Consider the following 17,795-nt stretch of genomic DNA (forward strand, 5'->3'; position numbering starts at 1 on the left):
TGCTCAACCCTTAAAGGCCGCGCATCGCCGCCGCCAGCGCCGAAGAAATTTGCCAGGGGACCTGTAAGCCGGGTTCTGTTCACCCCTCGCCGGGTTCCATCAAAGTATTACTTTGATGGGGCCTGTCCGGGGATCGGCGACCATTCCTCTGGGACGAGGGTTGCCCCTCGCCTCCAGCGACCAACCCGGGCGACGAGGCGGAACTGCCCCATATGCCGCCCCTATTCGGTCTTGCACCCGGTGGGGTTTGCCGTGCCGCGCCTGTTGCCAGCCGCGCGGTGCGCTCTTGCCGCACCCTTTCGACCTTACCCGACCAAGGCCGGGCGGTATGCTTTCTGTGGCACTGTCCCTCATTCGCCGTCGCGCAAAGCTAAAGCGAATGGCCGGGCGTTACCCGGCACCGTCGTTCCGTGGAGCCCGGACTTTCCTCGCCCCCGCAACAAGTGCGGGGCCGCGGCCGCCCGGTCCCCTGGCGGGCGCGATATGGTCTATTGCGGGCGCGGCAGCAACAGGGCGAGCAGTTTGGCCCGGCATTCGCCGTCAATGATGCCATCGATCAGGTCGGGCCTGAAGCGGCGCTGAAAGGCGATGACCGCCTTGAGCGGATCGCTGACGTCATAGCCGAACCGTTCGAGCGCGAGGAGGAAGGCCGCGTCGGTCCAGTATGGGTCGATCAGGTCGCGCGTGGGGCTCGGCAGGGCCAGCCGGCGCTTGGCGAGTTCCCACCACGGAAACAGCTCACCCGGGTCGTCCTTGCGCGCCGGCGCAATGTCGGAATGCCCGACGATATTGCCACGCGAGATTGCATGGCGATCCTTGATGCTGGCGAGCAGTGGGAGCAACGACGCAATCTGCTCGTCGGGGAACGGGCGATAGCCAAACTCGTGGCCGGGATTGACGATCTCGATGCCGATGCTGGCCGAGTTGATGTCGGTGACGCCGCGCCAATAGCTCTTGCCCGCGTGCCAAGCGCGTTTGTCCTCGTCGACCAACCCGTAAACGGTGCCGTCCTCGTCGATGCAATAATGCGCGGAGACTTTCGCTTCGGGCGAGGTCATGCGGTCGAGCGCGCCCTGACAATCGGGCATTCCCGTATAATGTAGGACGACCATCGTCACGGGCAGCGCCCGATCGTCGAAATTGGGCGATGGGCAGTCGATCATCTCCATCGCGCCGAGCAGGGCCACGGCGCGCCGCGCTCGTCAAGGCTGATCAGGCTACCCTGCGATCGGCCTGCTGATGCTCAGCCAGGCGGTAGAAGCCGCGATTGGCGCGGTCGGCAGCGAAGCGGTCGGTCTGGCCGATCACCGTCTCGCCTGCCCCCAGCATCAATGCCCCGTCGGGGGCGAGTGCCGAAGCGAGCCGGTCAAACGCCAGCGCGCGCTTCTCGGCGCTGAGATAGAGCAGCACGTTGCGGCACAGGATAACGTCGAACTTGCTGTCGGGCCCCTGCGGCGGCGCGTCGAGCAAATTGTGAACCGCGAAGCGCGCCTTGGCGCGGAGCTGGGCATTCGCCTGCCACTGGTCGCCTTTTTCCTCGAACCAGCGGATCATCTGCGTGACAGCAAGCCCGCGCTGCACTTCGAACTGCGTGTAACTACCCTCGCGAGCTCGGCAGATGGCGGTCGATGAGACGTCAGTGCCGAGCAGGTCAATGGTCCAGCCCTGCCATTTGGCTTGCTGCTCGGCAAACAGCATGGCGAGCGAATAGACTTCCTGCCCGGTCGAGCAGCCGGCCGACCAGATCCGCAGGATGCGTTTGTCGCGACGGTTCTCGGCGAGCGCGTCGAGCAGCGTCGACTGGAGCGAGTCGAACGGTACGCGGTCGCGGAAGAAATAGGTCTCGTTGTTCAACAACGCCTCGACCACGTGAGTTGCCAATGCCGGTTCCTTGCCCATGACGAGGATGGTGATGAGTTCATCGAGCGTAGCGATGCCGCGCTCGCGGAGTAGCGAAGACAAGGCAGTCTCGATCCGCCAGCGGCGGCTCATCGTCAGTTGCTGGCCGGTTCGCCCCTCGAGCAAGCCGGCGAGGATGCGGCAGGAGCTGTCGCTGACGTTCATGGCCGCGCGCCGATCCGATCGGCGATCCGTTCGGCCAGCCCGGTCGGCGGCAGGATGGCGCACGGCAGCCCGGCTTCGGTCACCGCCCGCGGCATCCCCCACACGGCACAGCTATCCTCGTCCTGCACCATGACCGATCCGCCGGCGGCGACCAGCGCGCGGGCACCTTCCAGGCCATCGCGGCCCATACCCGAGAAAATGACGCCGAGCGCCTCGCGCCCAAGCATCGCGCCCGCGGAAGCCATCATCGGGTCGACCGATGGCAGGCAGCCGCTAGCCGAGCGATCGCGGTCAAGCCGGACCACCAGGTGGCCGGCGGACACTGCCAGCGTGACGCTGGCATCGCCGGGCGCGAGCACGATCCGGTCGGGCAACAAGCGGAGGCCATCTTCCGCGACAAGTGTTTCGCGCTGGGCGGCGAGGCCGAGTTGGCGCGCAAAGACCGCCATGAACGGCTCTGGGAGATGCTGGGTAACGATGATCGGCGCTCCAATCCGGCGCGGCAGGGCTTGGAAAAACGTACCGAGGGCGTGAATGCCGCCGGTCGAGGCGCCAAGCGCGAGCAAGCGCAGCGAGGCGTCGACCATCGGTCGTGGGGCGACCTGGGCGCGCCTGATCGAGCGCCCGCTGGCCGGACCTGCGTCGCGCCGGCGGCCCAGCGCCCGCAATTTGGACAATAGTACATCGGAAAAGGTGCCGTTGAATCGGCTCGTACCTGGCTTGGGCAGCGTGTCGGCTGCCCCCATGGCAAGCGCCGCAAGCGTTGCTTCGGCGCCTTCCTCGGCTAGCGTCGAAACGATCAACACCTGCGCGCCGCCGGCGGCCTTGAGGATTGCCGGTAGCGACTTCAGCCCCCCCGCGCCTGGCATTTCGAGGTCGAGCATGACGATGTCGACGCGGATCTTCGCTAACGCCTCGAGCGCGTCCTCGGCCGAGCCGGCGACGGCGACGATCTCGAAACCCCCGTCGCTTTCGATCATGCGCGACAGAACGGCACGAGCGACGAGCGAATCGTCGACGATCATCAGCCGGATTGGCCGCTCGACGCGCTGCGTGCGCTGCAGATCTACGGCATGGGCCGGGGACACGATGGCGCCCGCCCTAGGCGACGCCGACGAGCTGGAGCTTGATGTGGAGAGTTTCGCGATCGAAGGGCTTCATCACATACTCGTCCGCACCGGCCTCCAACGCGGCCCGGATGTGCGCCATGTCATTCTCGGTAGTGCAAAAGACCACCTTCGGTTGATCATTGTGGCCACGCTGACGCAGCAGCATGAGGAATTCCATGCCGCTCATCACCGGCATGTTCCAGTCGAGCAAAACGACGTCCGGCATCGCCTCTTCGCAGCGGGTCAGCGCTTCGCGTCCGTCGCCAGCCTCGTCGACCTGGAACTCCAGCGTTTCGAGAATGTGGCGGGCGACCTTGCGGATCACCTTGCTGTCGTCGACGATCAGGCACGTTTTCATTGATCAATCCCGCTTGATGTGAGGTCCGGCTTAGCGCCGAAGGGTAACTTTTGGCTTAAGCCGCGCGCTGCTCGTCGGGGGCACCGGCAACCAGCGCGGCGATATCGACCAGCAAAAGCGGTCCGTCGTCGGTTTCGACCATTCCGAGCGAAGCACGCTCCCACCCCTCGCCCATCGCGGCGCGGACTGGGGTCGGCTCGGACAGCGCATCGACCACGTCCTCGACACTGTCGACGATCAGCGCGTAATGATGACCGTCGATTTCAACCACTGCAGCTTCGCGGATGCCGTCGCTGCAGTCCGTCTCGCCAAGACCGAGCGAGCGCATCGTGTCGATTACGGTGAGGACCCGGCTGCGCAGAGCGCTGAGCCCAGCGACATGCGACGGCGAGCGGGGCACCGGGATCAGCGCGTCGAGTTCGACCACCGATTCGACCGCAGCGGCCGGGAGCGCGACGCGGCAGCCAGCGATCGAGGCGATCAGCAACAATTGAGTCATCGGCCCCTCCCCGCCGCAGCGGCGCTGGCAAGCGCGGCAGCGAGCGCCACGCGGTCGTATCGATAGATGGCCCCAGCCACCGCAGAGGCAGGGTCGCTGGACAGGACGATCTTCTGCCCCTCGCCTTCGCCCGGCGCATCGCAGTCGCCGACGATCGTCAAGTCCGCCGTCTCGTCGCTGTCATCGCCGACGACGCGATAGCCCGCGGCCTCCACGATCGGCCGGAGCATGTTCTGCATCCATGGATCATCCGACGGGATGCGGCACACCGCGCCGCGCTGGTCGGCGTGCGAGGCCGCACCATGCGTGGCGAAAAGCCAGTGGGCGTCGATCAGCTCGGCCGGTCTGCCGCCGAGCAGGGTGACGCCCGCCACCTCGCCGGGCGTGGCGGCAGCCAGGACGGAAGCGTCGAGAACAGTAAGATCGACCACCTCGGCGAAAGCCAGGCCGATCTCGGACACGCCGTCGCTGAGGCGGAACACGCGCAGCTTCTCAACGTCGGAGGGGACGCGTCCTGCCAAGGGCAGGATGGTGTCGCCGAGCTGCACGCGGAGCTGGCCAGCGGACTCGCGCACCGCGTCGATGCCGACCTCGTCGATCCGATCGACCAAGCCAAGGCGGATCGCGCAACGTCGGCCGTCGAGGGTGTTGAACAACAGGACATTGTCATCACGCGCAATGGCTTGCGACGTAGCTTCGACTACCCGCGCGCCGCGTTCCTGAGCTTCGAGCCGAACGCCGCCGACTTCGGCCAAACCGGCAGGATCGAACAGCAGGATCGGGCTGCCGTCGTCGGCCAGCGTGGTCCCGGCGTAGAGTCCGGTCGCCATGACCGCCGGAGCGGCCGGCTTGACCACCAGTTCCTCATGGTCGTGGATCCGGTCGACGGCGAGCGCATAGACATCGCCTCCTGCGGGTCGGATGACGACCAGCGTCCGCTCCTCGTCCGCGACGTCGCTGGCGAGGCCGAGAACGTCGGCGAGCGAGATTTCGGGGACTCGGCGGCCGCGGATGGTGGCGACGCCCGCGCCGCCGATATGGTCGAGGGTAACCGAAGCGCCGTTGGCCCGCACGATCTCGTCGATCGCGGCGCGCGGGATGGCGAAATGCTGGTTACCGATCGACACGGTCAGCGCCGGGATAATGGTCAGCGTCAGCGGCACACGAAGGGTCATCCGGGTGCCGCTACCCGGCGTGGAGTCGACTTCGACCGTGCCGCCGATCCGCTCGATGTTCGAGCGCACGACATCCATGCCGACTCCGCGGCCCGAGATGGCGGTAACCTCTTGGGCGGTCGATAGGCCGGCCTCGAAGACCAGCGCCAGCCGCTCGCGAGGCGACAGGCGGGCCGCTTCGGAAGGGTCGAGGGTGCCGGCGGCGATCGCCTTGTCGACCAGCCGGGCGCCGTCGATGCCCTTGCCGTCGTCGGCGATGTCGATGAGGATCTGATTGCCCGACTGCCGCGCGACGACGCTGAGCAAGCCGATCTCGCGCTTGCCTGCCGCGAGGCGTTCGGCGGGGCGCTCGATGCCGTGGTCGACGGCGTTGCGGATGATGTGGGTCAGGGGATCGCGGATCATCTCGATCATCTCGCGATCGAGCTCGACGTCGCCGCCCTCGATGTCGACCAGCACTTGCTTGCCGAGCTCGGCCGAAAGGTCGCGGACCATTCGCGGCAAAGCGACGAACAGGTTCTCGATGCGCTGCATGCGGGTTCGGGTGACCGCGTCGCGCATCTCGGCGATGATCCCGCTCAGCCGCTCGAAGGCGCCGTCGACGTCGACCGCGGTGTCGGTCTCGCGAAGCCGGCGAGCGAGCTCGTTGCGGGCGAGCACCATGTCGCTGACGCCCGACATCATGCGGTCCAGCAGCTCGACCGAAAGGCGGATGGTGCGGGGCGCGGCGGCGGGGTTGGTGGACAGTGCAGTGGTTTCTTGAATCGCGGTTGCAGCGAGGGGGGCGGGGGTTGGATCCGGCTCGGCGGCGAGGAGCGCCTGTAGGAGATCTCCATCATCTCCTACCGGGACCGCGCCGTCGCGCTCGATCGCCCCGATCATGTCCCCGATGCGGTCGATCACGGCGAGCACCGCGCTGACCAACGCCGCGTCGGTCGAGCGGCGGCCGGCGCGGACATCGGCCAGAGCGTCCTCGGCGGCATGGCTCAGCGCCTCGAGGCGCGGGAAGTCGAAGAAGCCGCAATTGCCTTTGACGGTGTGGACGAAGCGGAAGATCGAATCGAGCCGCGCGCGGTCGTCCGGACTGGCCTCCCAGGCGACGATCTCGCCGCCCAGCGCTTCCAGCATCTCCCGGCATTCGGCCGTGAAATCGGCAATCAGATCATCCATCGTCCGTGCGGCCCCGCCAAAGCTGTCGGGCCCTTCATGACGATGAGGAGTTAATAGCGCGTTAGCTGTAACCGCCGCCGCCGCCGCGGCCGCGGATCGGGCGGCTCAGGCAGGATCAGGCGGGGAGCGTTGCGCCGATCACCAGCACCTCGTCGGCGGGATCGCTGAGCCGGATCGCGCCGCCCGCCTCGCCCGCCAGGCTGTGCGCCAGCCAGGCGCCGGCGGCGCGCGGCTCGACCGTCCCGCCCGAATTGCCGGTGAGGATCGTTTCGCGCAGCGCCGGATCGAGCAGGATTCGCGGCCCCTCGGCGCGAATGGCAAGCTCGAGCCGGCCATCGGCTTCCTCCGCCCCGACATCGAGCCGGCCGCCGCGAACCAGCGCGTCGCCGGCGATCAAGGCAAGGTTCAACAACAGCTTGGCGGCGTTCTTTGACAATCTCTCGGCACTGACCATCCAGCCGAGCGCGACCTTGTGGTCGCCGCCGAACAGCCCTTCGAGCGCCGCGCGCGCTTCATTGGCGTCGATCGCCTCGCCGTATCCGCCGCCGGCACCGAACGCGAGGCGGAAGAATTTGAGCTTGCTGGCGGTGGCGCGGGCGCTGTCGGCGAGCAGCTCGAGGCAGCGCTCGCGCATCTCGGGGTCCTGCTCGTCGGCCATCAGCTCGAGCCCGTTGTTGAGGGCGCCGACGGGCGAAAGCAAATCGTGGCACAGGCGCGAGCAGAGCAGGCTGGCAAGGTCGATGGCGTTCATGGCGCGGGTGATGCGGGAAGGGCCGTTTTCACGCAAGTGCGGGCGCGGCCGTCATTTTGGGGACCGTTGGTGTGGAAGCAATCCGGCTGCCGGAAGACTGGATTGCTTCGCTGCGCTCGCAATGACGACTTGAACTGGCGGGTTTCGTCACGACATCCGGTTCATGGCCGGGGGGCATCAGATTATCGCGGTGGCGCTCAGTGAGGCGCATGTCGGCTGGCGGTTGGACCGCGCTCTGGCCGACGCGGTGCCGAACCTGTCTCGCGAGCGGCTCAAGGCGCTGATCAAGGCGGGGGCGCTGAGCCGCGGCGGGGCGACGCTGCGCGATCCGGCGGCGAAGGTCGGCGGCGACGAGCGGCTCGAGCTGGCCGTCCCCCAACCCGAAGAGGCGCACAATGAGGCGCAGGACATCGCGCTCGCCATTGTGTTCGAGGACGATCATTTGCTGGTGGTCGACAAGCCGGCCAGGCTGGTGGTGCACCCGGCGGCGGGCAATCGCGACGGGACCCTGGTCAATGCGCTGCTGCATCATTGCGCCGGCCGGTTGAGCGGGATCGGCGGGGTGGCCCGGCCGGGGATCGTCCACCGCATCGACAAGGACACGTCGGGGTTGCTGGTGGTGGCCAAGAGCGACCCCGCGCACGAAGGACTGGCGCGGCAGTTCGCGGCGCACTCGATCGGCCGGCGCTATCTGGCGATCGTGCGCGGCGTGCCGCGCGGGGCGGCTGGGACGGTCGACGCCCCCCTCGCCCGCTCCGCCCAGAACCGCAAGAAGATCGCCATCGTGGCAGAAGGCCGCGGCAAGCGCGCGGTGACTCACTGGCGGCGGCTTGAGGCGCTGCGCCAGGCGGCGCTGGTCGAATGCCGGCTCGAGACCGGGCGCACCCACCAGGTCCGCGTGCACATGGCGTCGATCGGCCATCCGTTGCTCGGCGACCCGGTCTATGGCGGCGGCAGAAGCGTTCACAGAGAGTTGCTCAATGAATTGGACTTCACGCGCCAGGCGCTCCACGCCCAGGGGCTGGAGTTCGTCCATCCAGTGACCAAGGAACGCCTGTCGTTCGAAAGCGCCATTCCGGCGGATATGCAGGAACTGTTCAACCGACTTGGTGTATAGGGATCAATCGTCAGGACCGCCGCACCAACGAGCGGACCGGCCGCAGGGAGTGAAGAGCAAGAGCATGGCACAAGGCAAAGGCGCGATCTCGATCCCCGCTTCGGGCGGGGAAGCCGGGCTCAATCGCTATCTCACCGAGATCAAGAAATTCCCGATCCTCGCTCCCGAGGAGGAATATATGCTCGCCAAGCGCTGGCGCGAGCATGAGGACACCGAGGCGGCGGCCAAGCTGGTCAACAGCCACCTGCGGCTCGTGGCCAAAATCGCCATGGGCTATCGCGGCTACGGCCTTCCGGTCAGCGAGCTGATTTCCGAGGGCAACATCGGCCTGATGCAGGGCGTCAAGAAGTTCGAGCCCGACCGGGGCTTCCGCCTGGCGACCTACGCGATGTGGTGGATCCGCGCCTCGATCCAGGAATTCATCCTGCGCTCGTGGAGCCTGGTGAAAATGGGCACCACCGCCGCGCAGAAGAAATTGTTCTTCAATCTCCGGCGGATGAAGAACCAGATCGAGGCGTTCGAGGACGGCGACCTGAAGCCGGCCGACGTCACCAAGATCGCCACCGACCTCGGCGTGACCGAGGACGAGGTGATCAGCATGAACCGCCGGATGGCGATGGGCGGCGACACCAGCCTCAACGCACCGCTGAAGAGCAGCGAGGACGGCGAGGGCCAGTGGCAGGACTTCCTGGTCAGCGAAGCCCCGCTGCAGGACGAGACCATCGCCGACGAGCAGGAGCGGACGGTTCGCCGCGAATTGCTGGCCGAGGCGATGGACAGCCTGAACGACCGCGAGAAGCATATCCTGGTCGAGCGGCGCTTGTCGGAAGAGCCCAAGACGCTCGAGGACCTCTCGCAGGTCTATGGCGTGTCGCGCGAGCGGATCCGTCAGATCGAGGTGCGGGCGTTCGAAAAACTGCAGGCGGCGCTGCTCAAGCTGGCGGGCGAGCAGAGGTTGCTGCCGGCGGCGTAATGCTCCCGTCCCTGAGAAGGGAGGGGAGGATGAGGAGGCCGAGAAGCCGCGGCTGACGGCTTCGTTCGGCTAGTCCTTGCGGCGCAGGAGGGCGAGGGCGGCGGCGGTGACGAGGAGGGTGGCGCCGACGCTTGCTCGGCCGCGGCGGCGGAGCTGGGACAGGCCGATGGTGGCGAGCGCGCTGCCGACCATGCCGATCTTGGCGCCGCCGGTGAGCGGTGCGGCTCGGGCTGCGGCGCGGGAGATCAGGTAAGGGTGGCCGGATTTCTCGTGCGGAGGCTGAGCTGACCCCTCCACCATTGCCGCGGGTGCGGCAACGGTCCCCCTCCCTTCGCGAGCATTCCACCGACGCAAGGGCGTCGGCGGAGCCTTGAAGCTCGCTTCGCCCGCCGGCTGCGCCGTCAGGGAGGAAGGTTCGGACGCGACGTGGTCGGCGGACCAGGCGCCGCGCTGGCCTAAGGGTTGCTCGGGGCCGGCGGTGGTGTCGCGGGCGGTCTGGTGCTCGAGCTCGCTGTTCAATTCGGCGCCGAACAACAGGACGTAGGCGGACAGGTACATCCAGGTGAGCAGGACGACGACCGTCGCCAGGCTGCCGTAGGTCTTGCCGTAATTACCGAAATTGGCGGCGTAGAAGCCGAAGCCGAGGGTCAGTCCGATCCAGCCCAGCGCGGCGAACACCGAGCCGGGGGTGATCCACACCCATTTGGCCTTCTTGCGGTCGGGGCCGTAGCGGTAGAGCGTGGCGGCGCCGGCCGCGGCTCCGGCGAGCAGCAAGGCGTAGGACGCGAACTTACCGAGCGTGAGGACGAAGCCGGGGAGGCCGGGCAGCAATTTCTCGAGATGGCCGAGGGCGGCGACGGCGATCATCGCGGCGATGGCGAGGACCACCGCGCCGGCGGTAATGGCGAGCGCGAGGAGGTTGACCTTGAGGAAGCCGCGGCGTTCCTCCTCCTCATAGGCGATGTTGAGCGCGGTGATGACCGAGCCGGCGGCGTTGCGCGCGCCGAACAAAGCGATGGCAAGCGCGACGACGAGGCCGAGGCCCTTCTTGCCGCCCGAGGTGGCGACGACGTTGAGCAATTGCTCGCCGATCAGCTTGGCGGCGTCGGCCGGCATGACCGAGGTCAGCGATTGGGCGTGGGCGACGACCGTCGCGGGGTCGGCTATGAGGCCGTAGGTCAGCACGGTCGCGCCGAGCAGCGGCACCAGCGCGAGGAAGCCGTAGAAGGCGACTCCGGCGGCGACGAGGCCGATATTGTCCTCGCTCGACTGCTGCCAGGTGCGCTTGGCGACCTCTTTCCAGCCCTTGGCGGGGATGTCGGCGGGGGTGGTTGCGGTTTGGCCGGAGGTGGTGGTCATCTGATCCATGACGCGCCAACCGGCGGGGCGGCGATGCCGTTCCGCGGCGCGGGGGCTGTCGTGCGAGATGGGTCTTGCCAAGGGCGCCGCGGAGTCCGAAGCTGGGGACTTCGGTTTTGCGCGTGAGCGCTTGAGTCCGACGCGCTCCCGCGCCCGCCAGCAACGACGGACGACGGAGAGAGCTATGCCCCACGCCAGCGGAGACACCATCAGCGGCACGCGAGCCATCGCGCTGGTCGGACCGGCCGGCGCGGGCAAGACCAGCCTGGCCGAGGCGCTGCTGTTCGCCTCGGGCGCGATCGGGCGGCAGGGCTCGACCGACGGCAAGTCGAGCGTCGGCGATGCGAGTCCCGAGGCGCGCGAACGCGGCGGCTCGACCGAACTCAACCTGATGCATTTCGATTATCTCGGCGATCGGTTCGCGCTGATCGATTCGCCGGGATCGGTCGGGTTCGCCGCCGATGGCCTGCGCGGGATTGCGGTCGCCGACCTGGCGGTGGTGGTGGTCGATCCCGATCCGGCGCGGGCGGCGCTGGCGGCTCCGGCGCTGAGGTTGCTCGACGAGCTTGGCATCCCGCACCTGATCTTCGTCAACCGGATCGACCAGGCGCGCGGCAGCATCCGCGAATTGTTGGCCGCGCTCCAGCCGATGTCAGTCTCGCCGCTGATCGCCCGGCAGCTTCCGATTCGCGAGGGCGAGCGGATCACCGGATTCGTCGACCTCGCGCTCGAGCGGGCGTTTCATTACGAGCCGGGCAAGCCGTCGAGCCGGATCGAGATGCCGAGCGAGATCGCCGACGACGAGAAGCGCGCGCGGACCCAGATGCTCGAGCAACTGGCGGACCATGACGACGCGCTGCTCGAGCAATTGCTAATGGACGAGGCGCCGGAACAGGCGACCATCGTCGCCGATTTGGCGCGCGAGACGGGTGAGAACCTGGGCGTGCCCGTGCTGTTCGGATCGGCGATCTCGAGCTGGGGCGTCCGGCGGCTGTTGAAGGCGCTGCGCCACGAGACCCCGGCGCCGGAGCGGGCCGCGGCTCGGCTGTCGGTCGCCAACCCCTCGGCCTATGTGTTCAAGGTCAGCCACGGCGGCTCGGTCGGGCGGCTGGCGCTTGCGCGGGTGCTGGGCGGGGCGATCACAGAGGGCGGCGAGGTCAAGGCCGACGGCAAGGTGGCGACCCGGCTGGGGGCGATGTTCTCGGTCCAGGGCGACAAGACCGCCAAGGTCGGCGCGGCGGCGGCCGGCGACGTGGTGGCGATCGCCAAGCTCGACGAGGTCAGGGCCGGCCAGTGGCTGTGCACCGGCGCCTGCCCGCCACCGATCGACCTGCCGCCAGTGGCGCGCAACGCGGCGATGGCGATCGAGCCGGCCGACCGCAAGGACGACGTCCGGCTGGCCGGCGCGCTGGCGCGGCTGACCGAGGAGGACGAGGCGCTGTCGATCGAGCATGACGAGGCGGCGCACGAGATGCGGCTGCGCGGGGTCAACGACGAGCATCTGGCGATGGTCGTGGCGCGTCTGAAGCGGCGCTACGGCGTGGCGGTGACCGGCCGCGCGCCGTCGATCGGCTATCGCGAATCGATCCGCAAGGAAGTGCGCCAGCACGGCCGCCACAAGAAGCAGTCGGGCGGCCACGGCCAGTTCGGCGACGTGGTGATCGAGGTGCGGCCGCTGCCGCGCGGCGAAGGCTTCGAGTTCGAGGAGAAGATCCACGGCGGCGCGATCCCGCGGCAGTACATTCCCGCGGTCGAGCAGGGCGTTCGCGACGCCTGCGCCAAGGGTCCGCTCGGCTTCCCGGTGGTCGATGTCGCGGTGAGCCTGGTCGACGGCAGCTATCACAGCGTCGACAGCAGCGAACTGGCGTTCCGAACCGCGGGACGGATCGCTATGCACGACGCGCTCGCCGCCGCCTCCCCGCACCTGCTCGAGCCGGTGCACCGGATCAGCGTCGTGTCGCCGGGCAGTGCGAGCTCCAAGGTCACCTCGACGGTGGCGTCGCGGCGCGGGCAGATGCTGGGCCTCGCGCCGCGCGACGGCTGGCCAGGGTGGGACCGGGTCGACGCGCTGATCCCCGAGGCCGAGCTGCACGGGCTGGAGGCCGAATTCCGCTCGCAGAGCCAGGGGCTGGCGACTTATGAGGCGGAATATGACCATCTGTCCGAGCTGAACGGGACGCTGGCCGACAAGGTGGTGAAGGGGCGGGTCGGGGAGATGGCTTGATCGTCGTCATTGCGAGCGAAGCGCTGCGCTCCTCGCAATGACGGGTGGTCTGGGCTAGAGCGCGTTTTCCACGCTCCTTAACGCCGGTCCCCGATGCGCCATTGGTTCAAGGACCAGCACCTCCGGTCCCTTCTCAAGAACACCTCCTATCTGGCGGTGTCGAAGGGCGTCGCGGCGGTTGGCGGGCTGGTCACGCTCGCCTTTGCCGGTCGCTCGCTGGGGGTCGTCGCGTTCGGGCTGCTGATCCTGGTCCACAGCTATGCGCAGGCGGCGAGCGGGCTGACCAAGTTCAACAGCTGGCAAGTGGTGGTGCGCTATGGCGGGCCAGCGCTGCGCGCGGGCGACGAGGCGCGCTTCCGCCGCGCGATCGGCTTTGCGCTGGGACTCGACCTGGCAAGCGGTATCTTGACGATGATCGCCGCAATGCTGTTGCTGCCGCTGGTCGCGCCGTTGTTCAAGCTGCCCGAGGAACTGATCGTTCCGGCGACCGCCTATTGCCTGCTGCTGCCCCTGATGGGCGCCGGGGCGGCGAGCGGCGTGCTGCGGCTGTTCGACCGCTTCGACCTGTTGGGCTGGCAGGGCACGATCACCCCCAATGTCCGCGCCGTGCTGACGGTGGTCGCCTGGTGGCAGCAATGGCCGCTGCTGACCTTCATCCTGATCTGGTTCGTGACCGACCTCATCGGCGACCTGGTGATGTGGTGGATGGCTTGGCGCGAGCTAAAGAGGCGCGGCAAACTCTCAGGGATCCGGCCGACGCTTAAGGCCGGGCCGCTCGAGCGCGGTTGGCCGTTCGCGATCAGCATCAACCTCAACAGCTCGCTCAACACCGCCTGGGGGCCGTTGGCGCGGCTGCTGGTCGGGGCGGTGCTGTCGCCGGCCGCGGCCGGGCTGTACCGGGTCGCCTCGTCGATCGCCGACGCCGCGCAGAAGCCGACCGACTTCCTCAACAAGGCGTTCTATCCCGAGGTCATGCGGCTCGACCATCGCGACAAGGCGCCGTGGCAATTGATGGCGCGGACGATGATCCTGTCGGCGCTGCTTGGAGCGGTGGCGCTGCTGATGATCCTGATCGGCGGCGAATGGCTGCTGAGGGTCGCGTTCGGGCCGGAGTTCGTCGCCGCGCACGGGGTGATGCTGGTCCTATTGGGCGTTCCGCTGCTGATGACAGTCACCTTCCCTTTGCCGGCGATGCTGCATGCGGTCGGGCGGGTGAATTTGCCGCTGATCGCCAATCTGATCGGCGCTCTGGCCTATGTCGCTTTGATCTTCCCGCTTGCCGACCGCTTTGGCCTGATCGGCGCCGGCGCGGCCTTCCTTGCCGGGCGCGCGGTGATGATGAGCGTGATGGCACTAGCGGTGGCGCGCGAGCGGCGGCGGCTGACGCGGGCATGAGCGAGCCGGTGATCTGGGCGCTGACCGGCGACAAGACCGGCGACAACAACCAGCTGCTGGCGCTGGCCGAGATGATTGGCCTGCCGTTCGCGGTGAAGCGCCTGTCCTACAACCTCGCGCGGGCGGTGCCGCCGCGCTTTCTCGGCACGTCGCTGCTGTCGCTGACCGCCGAGGCGCGGCGCCAGCTTGCGCCGCCGTGGCCGGACCTGGTGATCGCGATCGGCCGGAGGAGCGTGGCGACGGCGCGCTGGTTGAAGAAGAACCACGGGGCAGGGCTGGTGCTGATGGGGCACCCGCGGGTCGATCCGGCCGAGTTCGACCTGGTCATCACGACGCGCCAATATCCGGTGCCGCGGCACGACAATGTGCTGCTGCTGCCGATGCCGCTGAGCCGGCTCGGGGAGCGGCCCGAGCCGAATGCGGCGGAGACGGCGCTGCTCGGGCGCTTGCCGCGCCCGCACCTGCTGCTGGCGATCGGCGGGCCGACCAAATATTGGGAGCTCGACGCGGACGCGATGGCGGCGGCGGTGGCAGCGCTCGACGCGCGCGCGCGGCGGCTTGGCGGGAGCCTGCTGGCGATCGGCAGCCGGCGTACTCCCGGCGAAGTGATTGCGGCGGTGCGCGGGCCGCTTGGCGAGCGGCTGGTGACCGACCCGGCGATCCGCTTCGCGAGCCTGATGCACGATGCCGACGAGATTTTCGTGACCGCGGATTCGATCTCGATGCTGTCCGAGGCGATCCAGACCGGAAAGCCGGTCGGGATGGTGCCGATCCAGCTCAGCGACACGGGTCGGCGGCGGCTCGGAGCGGAGCCGGGCGCGGTGCGTCATCGCCACCGCGATTTGCGGCATATCTGGGACTATCTCCTGCGCGAGGGGCTGGTCGGGACGGTCGAGGAGCCGCGCTCGGGCGATTGGGACGGGGCGGCGGTGCGCCACGCGGCGGAGGCGGTGCGGCAATTGCTCGACGGGGGTGACGACCATGCTGGCTAGGCTGCGATCCGGGCTGCTGATGCGTACCATCCGCAACCGCCACGACAATGCGGTGTGGTGGTGGCAGCAGGCGCGGGTCAGGAGGGCGATCGAGGCGGCATTCGCGGCGCCGACGCCGCTGGCGCTCGAGGAGCGGCTGGCGCTGGAGGGCGACTGGCCCGACGCCGACGATCCGCGGCCGGTGGTGATGGCGGCGTGCGACGAGGGCTATTTCGAGCGCTTCGGCCAGCATCTCGCGCTGTCGAGCGCGGCGCGCAGCCCGGGCACCCGGATCCACCTCAACGTCTATGCGCCGTCGGCCGACTGCCGGGCAGCGATCGCGGCGCTGAAGGCGCGCTGCGGCGGGCGACTGACGGTCAGCATCGAGGGGCTTGAGCGCAACCCGTTCGCCGAGCCCAAGAGCTTCTACTACGCCGCCGGGCGGTTCGCCGTGGCGAGCCGGATGCGGCGGGAGATTGCCGCGCCGATCCTGATGGTCGACGCCGACGGGCTGGTCGCGAACGATCTTGCGGCGGGGTTCGCGGGGCTGAGCGAGGTCGAGGCGGCGTTCATCCTGCAGCCGGACAATGACGCGCTGTATCGGCGCATCCTGGCGTCGGCGATCTACCTCGGCACGACGGGCGAGCGGACGGCGGAGTTCTTCACCCGGCTGAGCGACGGCATCGGGCTCGCGCTGGCGCAGGGCGGCGAATATCACGTCGACCAGATCGGCATCCATTACGCGCTCGAATGGTGCCGGGCGAATGGCTGGGGGCCGCGGATCGACGACCTCGACCTGGCGTGGAGCGATTACGAGTTCCGGCCGGCGAGCCTGATCTGGTCGACCAAGGGCGCGCGCAAGGGACGGTACGAGGAATTGCTGGCGAGCGTCGAGACGCTTTAGGCGGCGGCGGGGAGCCCGTTCCAGCCGCGGTAGCGCTCGATCAGATCGAGGCTATCGTGACGGATGTGGTTGGCGGCCATCTCCGCGACCAGCTCGTTCTTGCTGAGGCTGCCCTTGTCGACCAGGTCGGCGAGGATGGCGTAAACCAGCGCCTCCTGATTGGGATCGGGATGCGGCTCGTAGCGGCGGCGCTTGAGGCGGCGCAGGAAATCGAGCGGGCCGCGCTCGCGCAGCGTGAAATCGACCGGCAGACCGGTCTTCCACGGCTGGGTGCGGCGCTTGGTGGTGTGGAGGATCCTGGTTTCGGGCTTGAGCGTGTCGAAGTGGTTCCACTCGGGCTCGAGGAAGCCGACGGTCGCCGGGTCCTCGCGCTTCAATTCGATCCAGTCGATGTAGTCGAAGCGCTGGGCGAACAGGTCGTCCTGGTCCTTGTCCGGGTCCCAATGCGTCAGCTTCGCGCAGTCGAGCAGCATGACCGAGGTAGCGATGTAATCGTTGCGCTTGTTGTGGCCGGGGCGCGGCACCGCCATCACCGCCTTGCCGGCCATGTCGCGCGCGAACAGCTCGGCAACGTCGCCGACGCCGAAGCAGTCGGGATCGACCACCACCGCCTTGCCCGAGTAGTTCATCAGCTTGGGCGGTGCGAAGCGCAGAGGCGTGAAGCTCTGGAGGTCGTCGGGGTCCCAGGCGCGAATGTGGCCGGCGCGCAGGATCGACTGGCCGGGCGCCATCAGCCGCGGGTAATCGGCGGCGTCCATGATGACGACGTCAAAGCTGTCGGGATTGCGCGACGCGCGCTTGAAGCTCTCCGCGCTGATCCGCGCGCCGAGCATTTGGCGGGCATTGGCCTGGATAAAGACGGTCGGGCGGCTCACAGTGAGGCCTCCTCGAAGCCCCGCGCTTTCACCGTCTCGTCGATCGCTTTGAGCGTTCCGAGCAGGCTTTCCATGCGGTCGAGCGGCCAGGCGTTGGGGCCGTCGCTGAGCGCCTGCGACGGATCGGGGTGGGTTTCCATGAACAGTCCGGCGATGCCGCTGGCGACGGCGGCTCGGGCGAGCACCGGGACATGCTCGCGCTGGCCGCCCGAGCTGGTCCCCTGCCCGCCCGGCAGCTGGACGCTGTGGGTCGCGTCGAACACCACCGGGCAGCCCGTCTCGCGCATGATGGCGAGGCCGCGCATGTCGGACACGAGGTTGTTGTAGCCGAAGCTGGTGCCGCGGTCGCAGACCATGATCGTTTCTTCATTGATCCCGGCGGCGGCGGCGGCGGCGCGGGCCTTGTCGACGACGTTCTTCATATCGCCAGGCGCCATGAATTGCGCCTTCTTGATGTTGACCGGCCTGCCGGAGGCGGCGGCGGCGTGGATGAAATCGGTCTGGCGGGCGAGGAAGGCGGGGGTCTGGAGGACGTCGACGACCTCGGCCACCGGCTTCACCTGCGGGATGTCGTGGACGTCGGTCAGGATCGGGACGCCGAGCGTGTCGCGGACCTTGGCGAGGACCTTGAGGCCTTCGTCGATTCCGGGACCGCGGAAGCTGGTTCCGGACGAGCGGTTGGCCTTGTCGAAGCTCGACTTGAAGATGAGGAAGATCCCAAGCTTGTCGGCGATCTGCTTGAGGCGCTCGGCGGTGCGCAGCTGGAGCTCCTCGCTCTCGATGACGCACGGGCCGGCGATGAGGAAGAAGGGCTGGTCGAGCCCGACGGGGGTGCCGTTGATCTGCATGGG

Annotated in this window: 16 protein-coding genes and 1 other RNA gene; 6 read left to right on the forward strand and 11 right to left on the reverse strand. The window is 68.2% G+C overall.

The genetic code is table 11. The features are described 5' to 3' along the window. Positions 1–48: 48 nt before the first annotated feature. The 8 genes from rnpB to D0Z60_RS05610 form a co-directional block, all read right to left on the reverse strand. Positions 49–473: RNase P RNA component class A (rnpB, locus tag D0Z60_RS05575), an RNA gene on the reverse strand. A gap of 15 nt (positions 474–488) precedes the next feature. Then, positions 489–1,169, reverse strand: a complete 681-nt coding sequence (locus D0Z60_RS05580) for an N-acetylmuramoyl-L-alanine amidase (protein WP_118858453.1) — start codon at positions 1,167–1,169, stop codon at positions 489–491. A 43-nt stretch (positions 1,170–1,212) separates the two neighbouring features. After that, the gene (locus D0Z60_RS05585) at positions 1,213–2,064 is read right to left on the reverse strand and encodes a CheR family methyltransferase (RefSeq protein WP_118857333.1); all 852 of its coding nucleotides are present in this window, start codon (positions 2,062–2,064) and stop codon (positions 1,213–1,215) included. Then, on the reverse strand, positions 2,061–3,152 hold the full coding sequence (gene cheB / locus D0Z60_RS05590) for a chemotaxis-specific protein-glutamate methyltransferase CheB (protein ID WP_240325556.1): 1,092 nt from the start codon (positions 3,150–3,152) through the stop codon (positions 2,061–2,063). The genes D0Z60_RS05585 and cheB overlap by 4 nt, the downstream gene beginning before the upstream one ends. A 13-nt stretch (positions 3,153–3,165) precedes the next feature. Continuing rightward, positions 3,166–3,531, reverse strand: coding sequence for a response regulator (locus tag D0Z60_RS05595; protein ID WP_118857334.1), 366 nt, complete (start codon positions 3,529–3,531; stop codon positions 3,166–3,168). Positions 3,532–3,586: 55 nt separating this feature from the next. Then, a complete protein-coding gene (locus tag D0Z60_RS05600; RefSeq protein ID WP_118857335.1) occupies positions 3,587–4,030 on the reverse strand; it encodes a chemotaxis protein CheW in 444 nt (147 codons plus the stop codon). Beyond that, positions 4,027–6,375 carry a chemotaxis protein CheA gene (locus D0Z60_RS05605; RefSeq protein WP_118857336.1) on the reverse strand — a complete coding sequence of 783 codons (2,349 nt, stop codon included), beginning with the start codon at positions 6,373–6,375 and terminating at the stop codon, positions 4,027–4,029. The genes D0Z60_RS05600 and D0Z60_RS05605 overlap by 4 nt, the downstream gene beginning before the upstream one ends. Before the next feature lie 115 nt (positions 6,376–6,490). Next, positions 6,491–7,126, reverse strand: a complete 636-nt coding sequence (locus D0Z60_RS05610) for a histidine phosphotransferase family protein (protein WP_118857337.1) — start codon at positions 7,124–7,126, stop codon at positions 6,491–6,493. Positions 7,127–7,289: 163 nt separating this feature from the next. On the opposite strand from D0Z60_RS05610, the gene D0Z60_RS05615 reads away from it, so the two are divergent. Together D0Z60_RS05615 and rpoH are read left to right on the forward strand one after the other, a co-directional pair. Then, positions 7,290–8,243 (forward strand): RluA family pseudouridine synthase, encoded by a 954-nt coding sequence (locus D0Z60_RS05615; RefSeq protein ID WP_118857338.1) that lies wholly within the window; start codon positions 7,290–7,292, stop codon positions 8,241–8,243. Positions 8,244–8,307: 64 nt separating this feature from the next. Further along, positions 8,308–9,216 carry an RNA polymerase sigma factor RpoH gene (gene rpoH, locus D0Z60_RS05620; RefSeq protein WP_118858455.1) on the forward strand — a complete coding sequence of 303 codons (909 nt, stop codon included), beginning with the start codon at positions 8,308–8,310 and terminating at the stop codon, positions 9,214–9,216. A gap of 69 nt (positions 9,217–9,285) precedes the next feature. Here rpoH and D0Z60_RS05625 read toward each other — a convergent pair whose 3' ends face one another. Next, a complete protein-coding gene (locus tag D0Z60_RS05625; RefSeq protein ID WP_240325557.1) occupies positions 9,286–10,575 on the reverse strand; it encodes a YihY/virulence factor BrkB family protein in 1,290 nt (429 codons plus the stop codon). Positions 10,576–10,759: 184 nt separating this feature from the next. On the opposite strand from D0Z60_RS05625, the gene D0Z60_RS05630 reads away from it, so the two are divergent. From D0Z60_RS05630 to D0Z60_RS05645, 4 genes are all read left to right on the forward strand, one after another. After that, positions 10,760–12,799 (forward strand): elongation factor G, encoded by a 2,040-nt coding sequence (locus tag D0Z60_RS05630; RefSeq protein ID WP_118857340.1) that lies wholly within the window; start codon positions 10,760–10,762, stop codon positions 12,797–12,799. A 93-nt stretch (positions 12,800–12,892) separates the two neighbouring features. Then, positions 12,893–14,194 (forward strand): lipopolysaccharide biosynthesis protein, encoded by a 1,302-nt coding sequence (locus D0Z60_RS05635; RefSeq protein WP_118857341.1) that lies wholly within the window; start codon positions 12,893–12,895, stop codon positions 14,192–14,194. After that, a complete protein-coding gene (locus D0Z60_RS05640) occupies positions 14,191–15,186 on the forward strand; it encodes an ELM1/GtrOC1 family putative glycosyltransferase (protein WP_118857342.1) in 996 nt (331 codons plus the stop codon). The genes D0Z60_RS05635 and D0Z60_RS05640 overlap by 4 nt, the downstream gene beginning before the upstream one ends. 19 nt (positions 15,187–15,205) lie before the next feature. Next, positions 15,206–16,069: a hypothetical protein gene (locus tag D0Z60_RS05645; RefSeq protein ID WP_162888097.1), complete on the forward strand. Its 864-nt coding sequence runs from the start codon at positions 15,206–15,208 to the stop codon at positions 16,067–16,069. Here the strand turns inward: D0Z60_RS05645 and D0Z60_RS05650 are convergent. Then, complete coding sequence (locus D0Z60_RS05650; RefSeq protein ID WP_118857344.1) at positions 16,066–16,944, reverse strand: glycosyltransferase family protein; 879 nt, start codon at positions 16,942–16,944, stop codon at positions 16,066–16,068. The genes D0Z60_RS05645 and D0Z60_RS05650 overlap by 4 nt on opposite strands. Further along, the gene (gene kdsA / locus D0Z60_RS05655; RefSeq protein WP_118857345.1) at positions 16,941–17,792 is read right to left on the reverse strand and encodes a 3-deoxy-8-phosphooctulonate synthase; all 852 of its coding nucleotides are present in this window, start codon (positions 17,790–17,792) and stop codon (positions 16,941–16,943) included. The genes D0Z60_RS05650 and kdsA overlap by 4 nt, the downstream gene beginning before the upstream one ends. Between the last annotated feature and the right edge of the window lie 3 nt (positions 17,793–17,795).

Source organism: Sphingomonas mesophila (genome assembly GCF_003499275.1).
GTDB classification, from domain to species: Bacteria; Pseudomonadota; Alphaproteobacteria; order Sphingomonadales; family Sphingomonadaceae; genus Sphingomicrobium; species Sphingomicrobium mesophilum.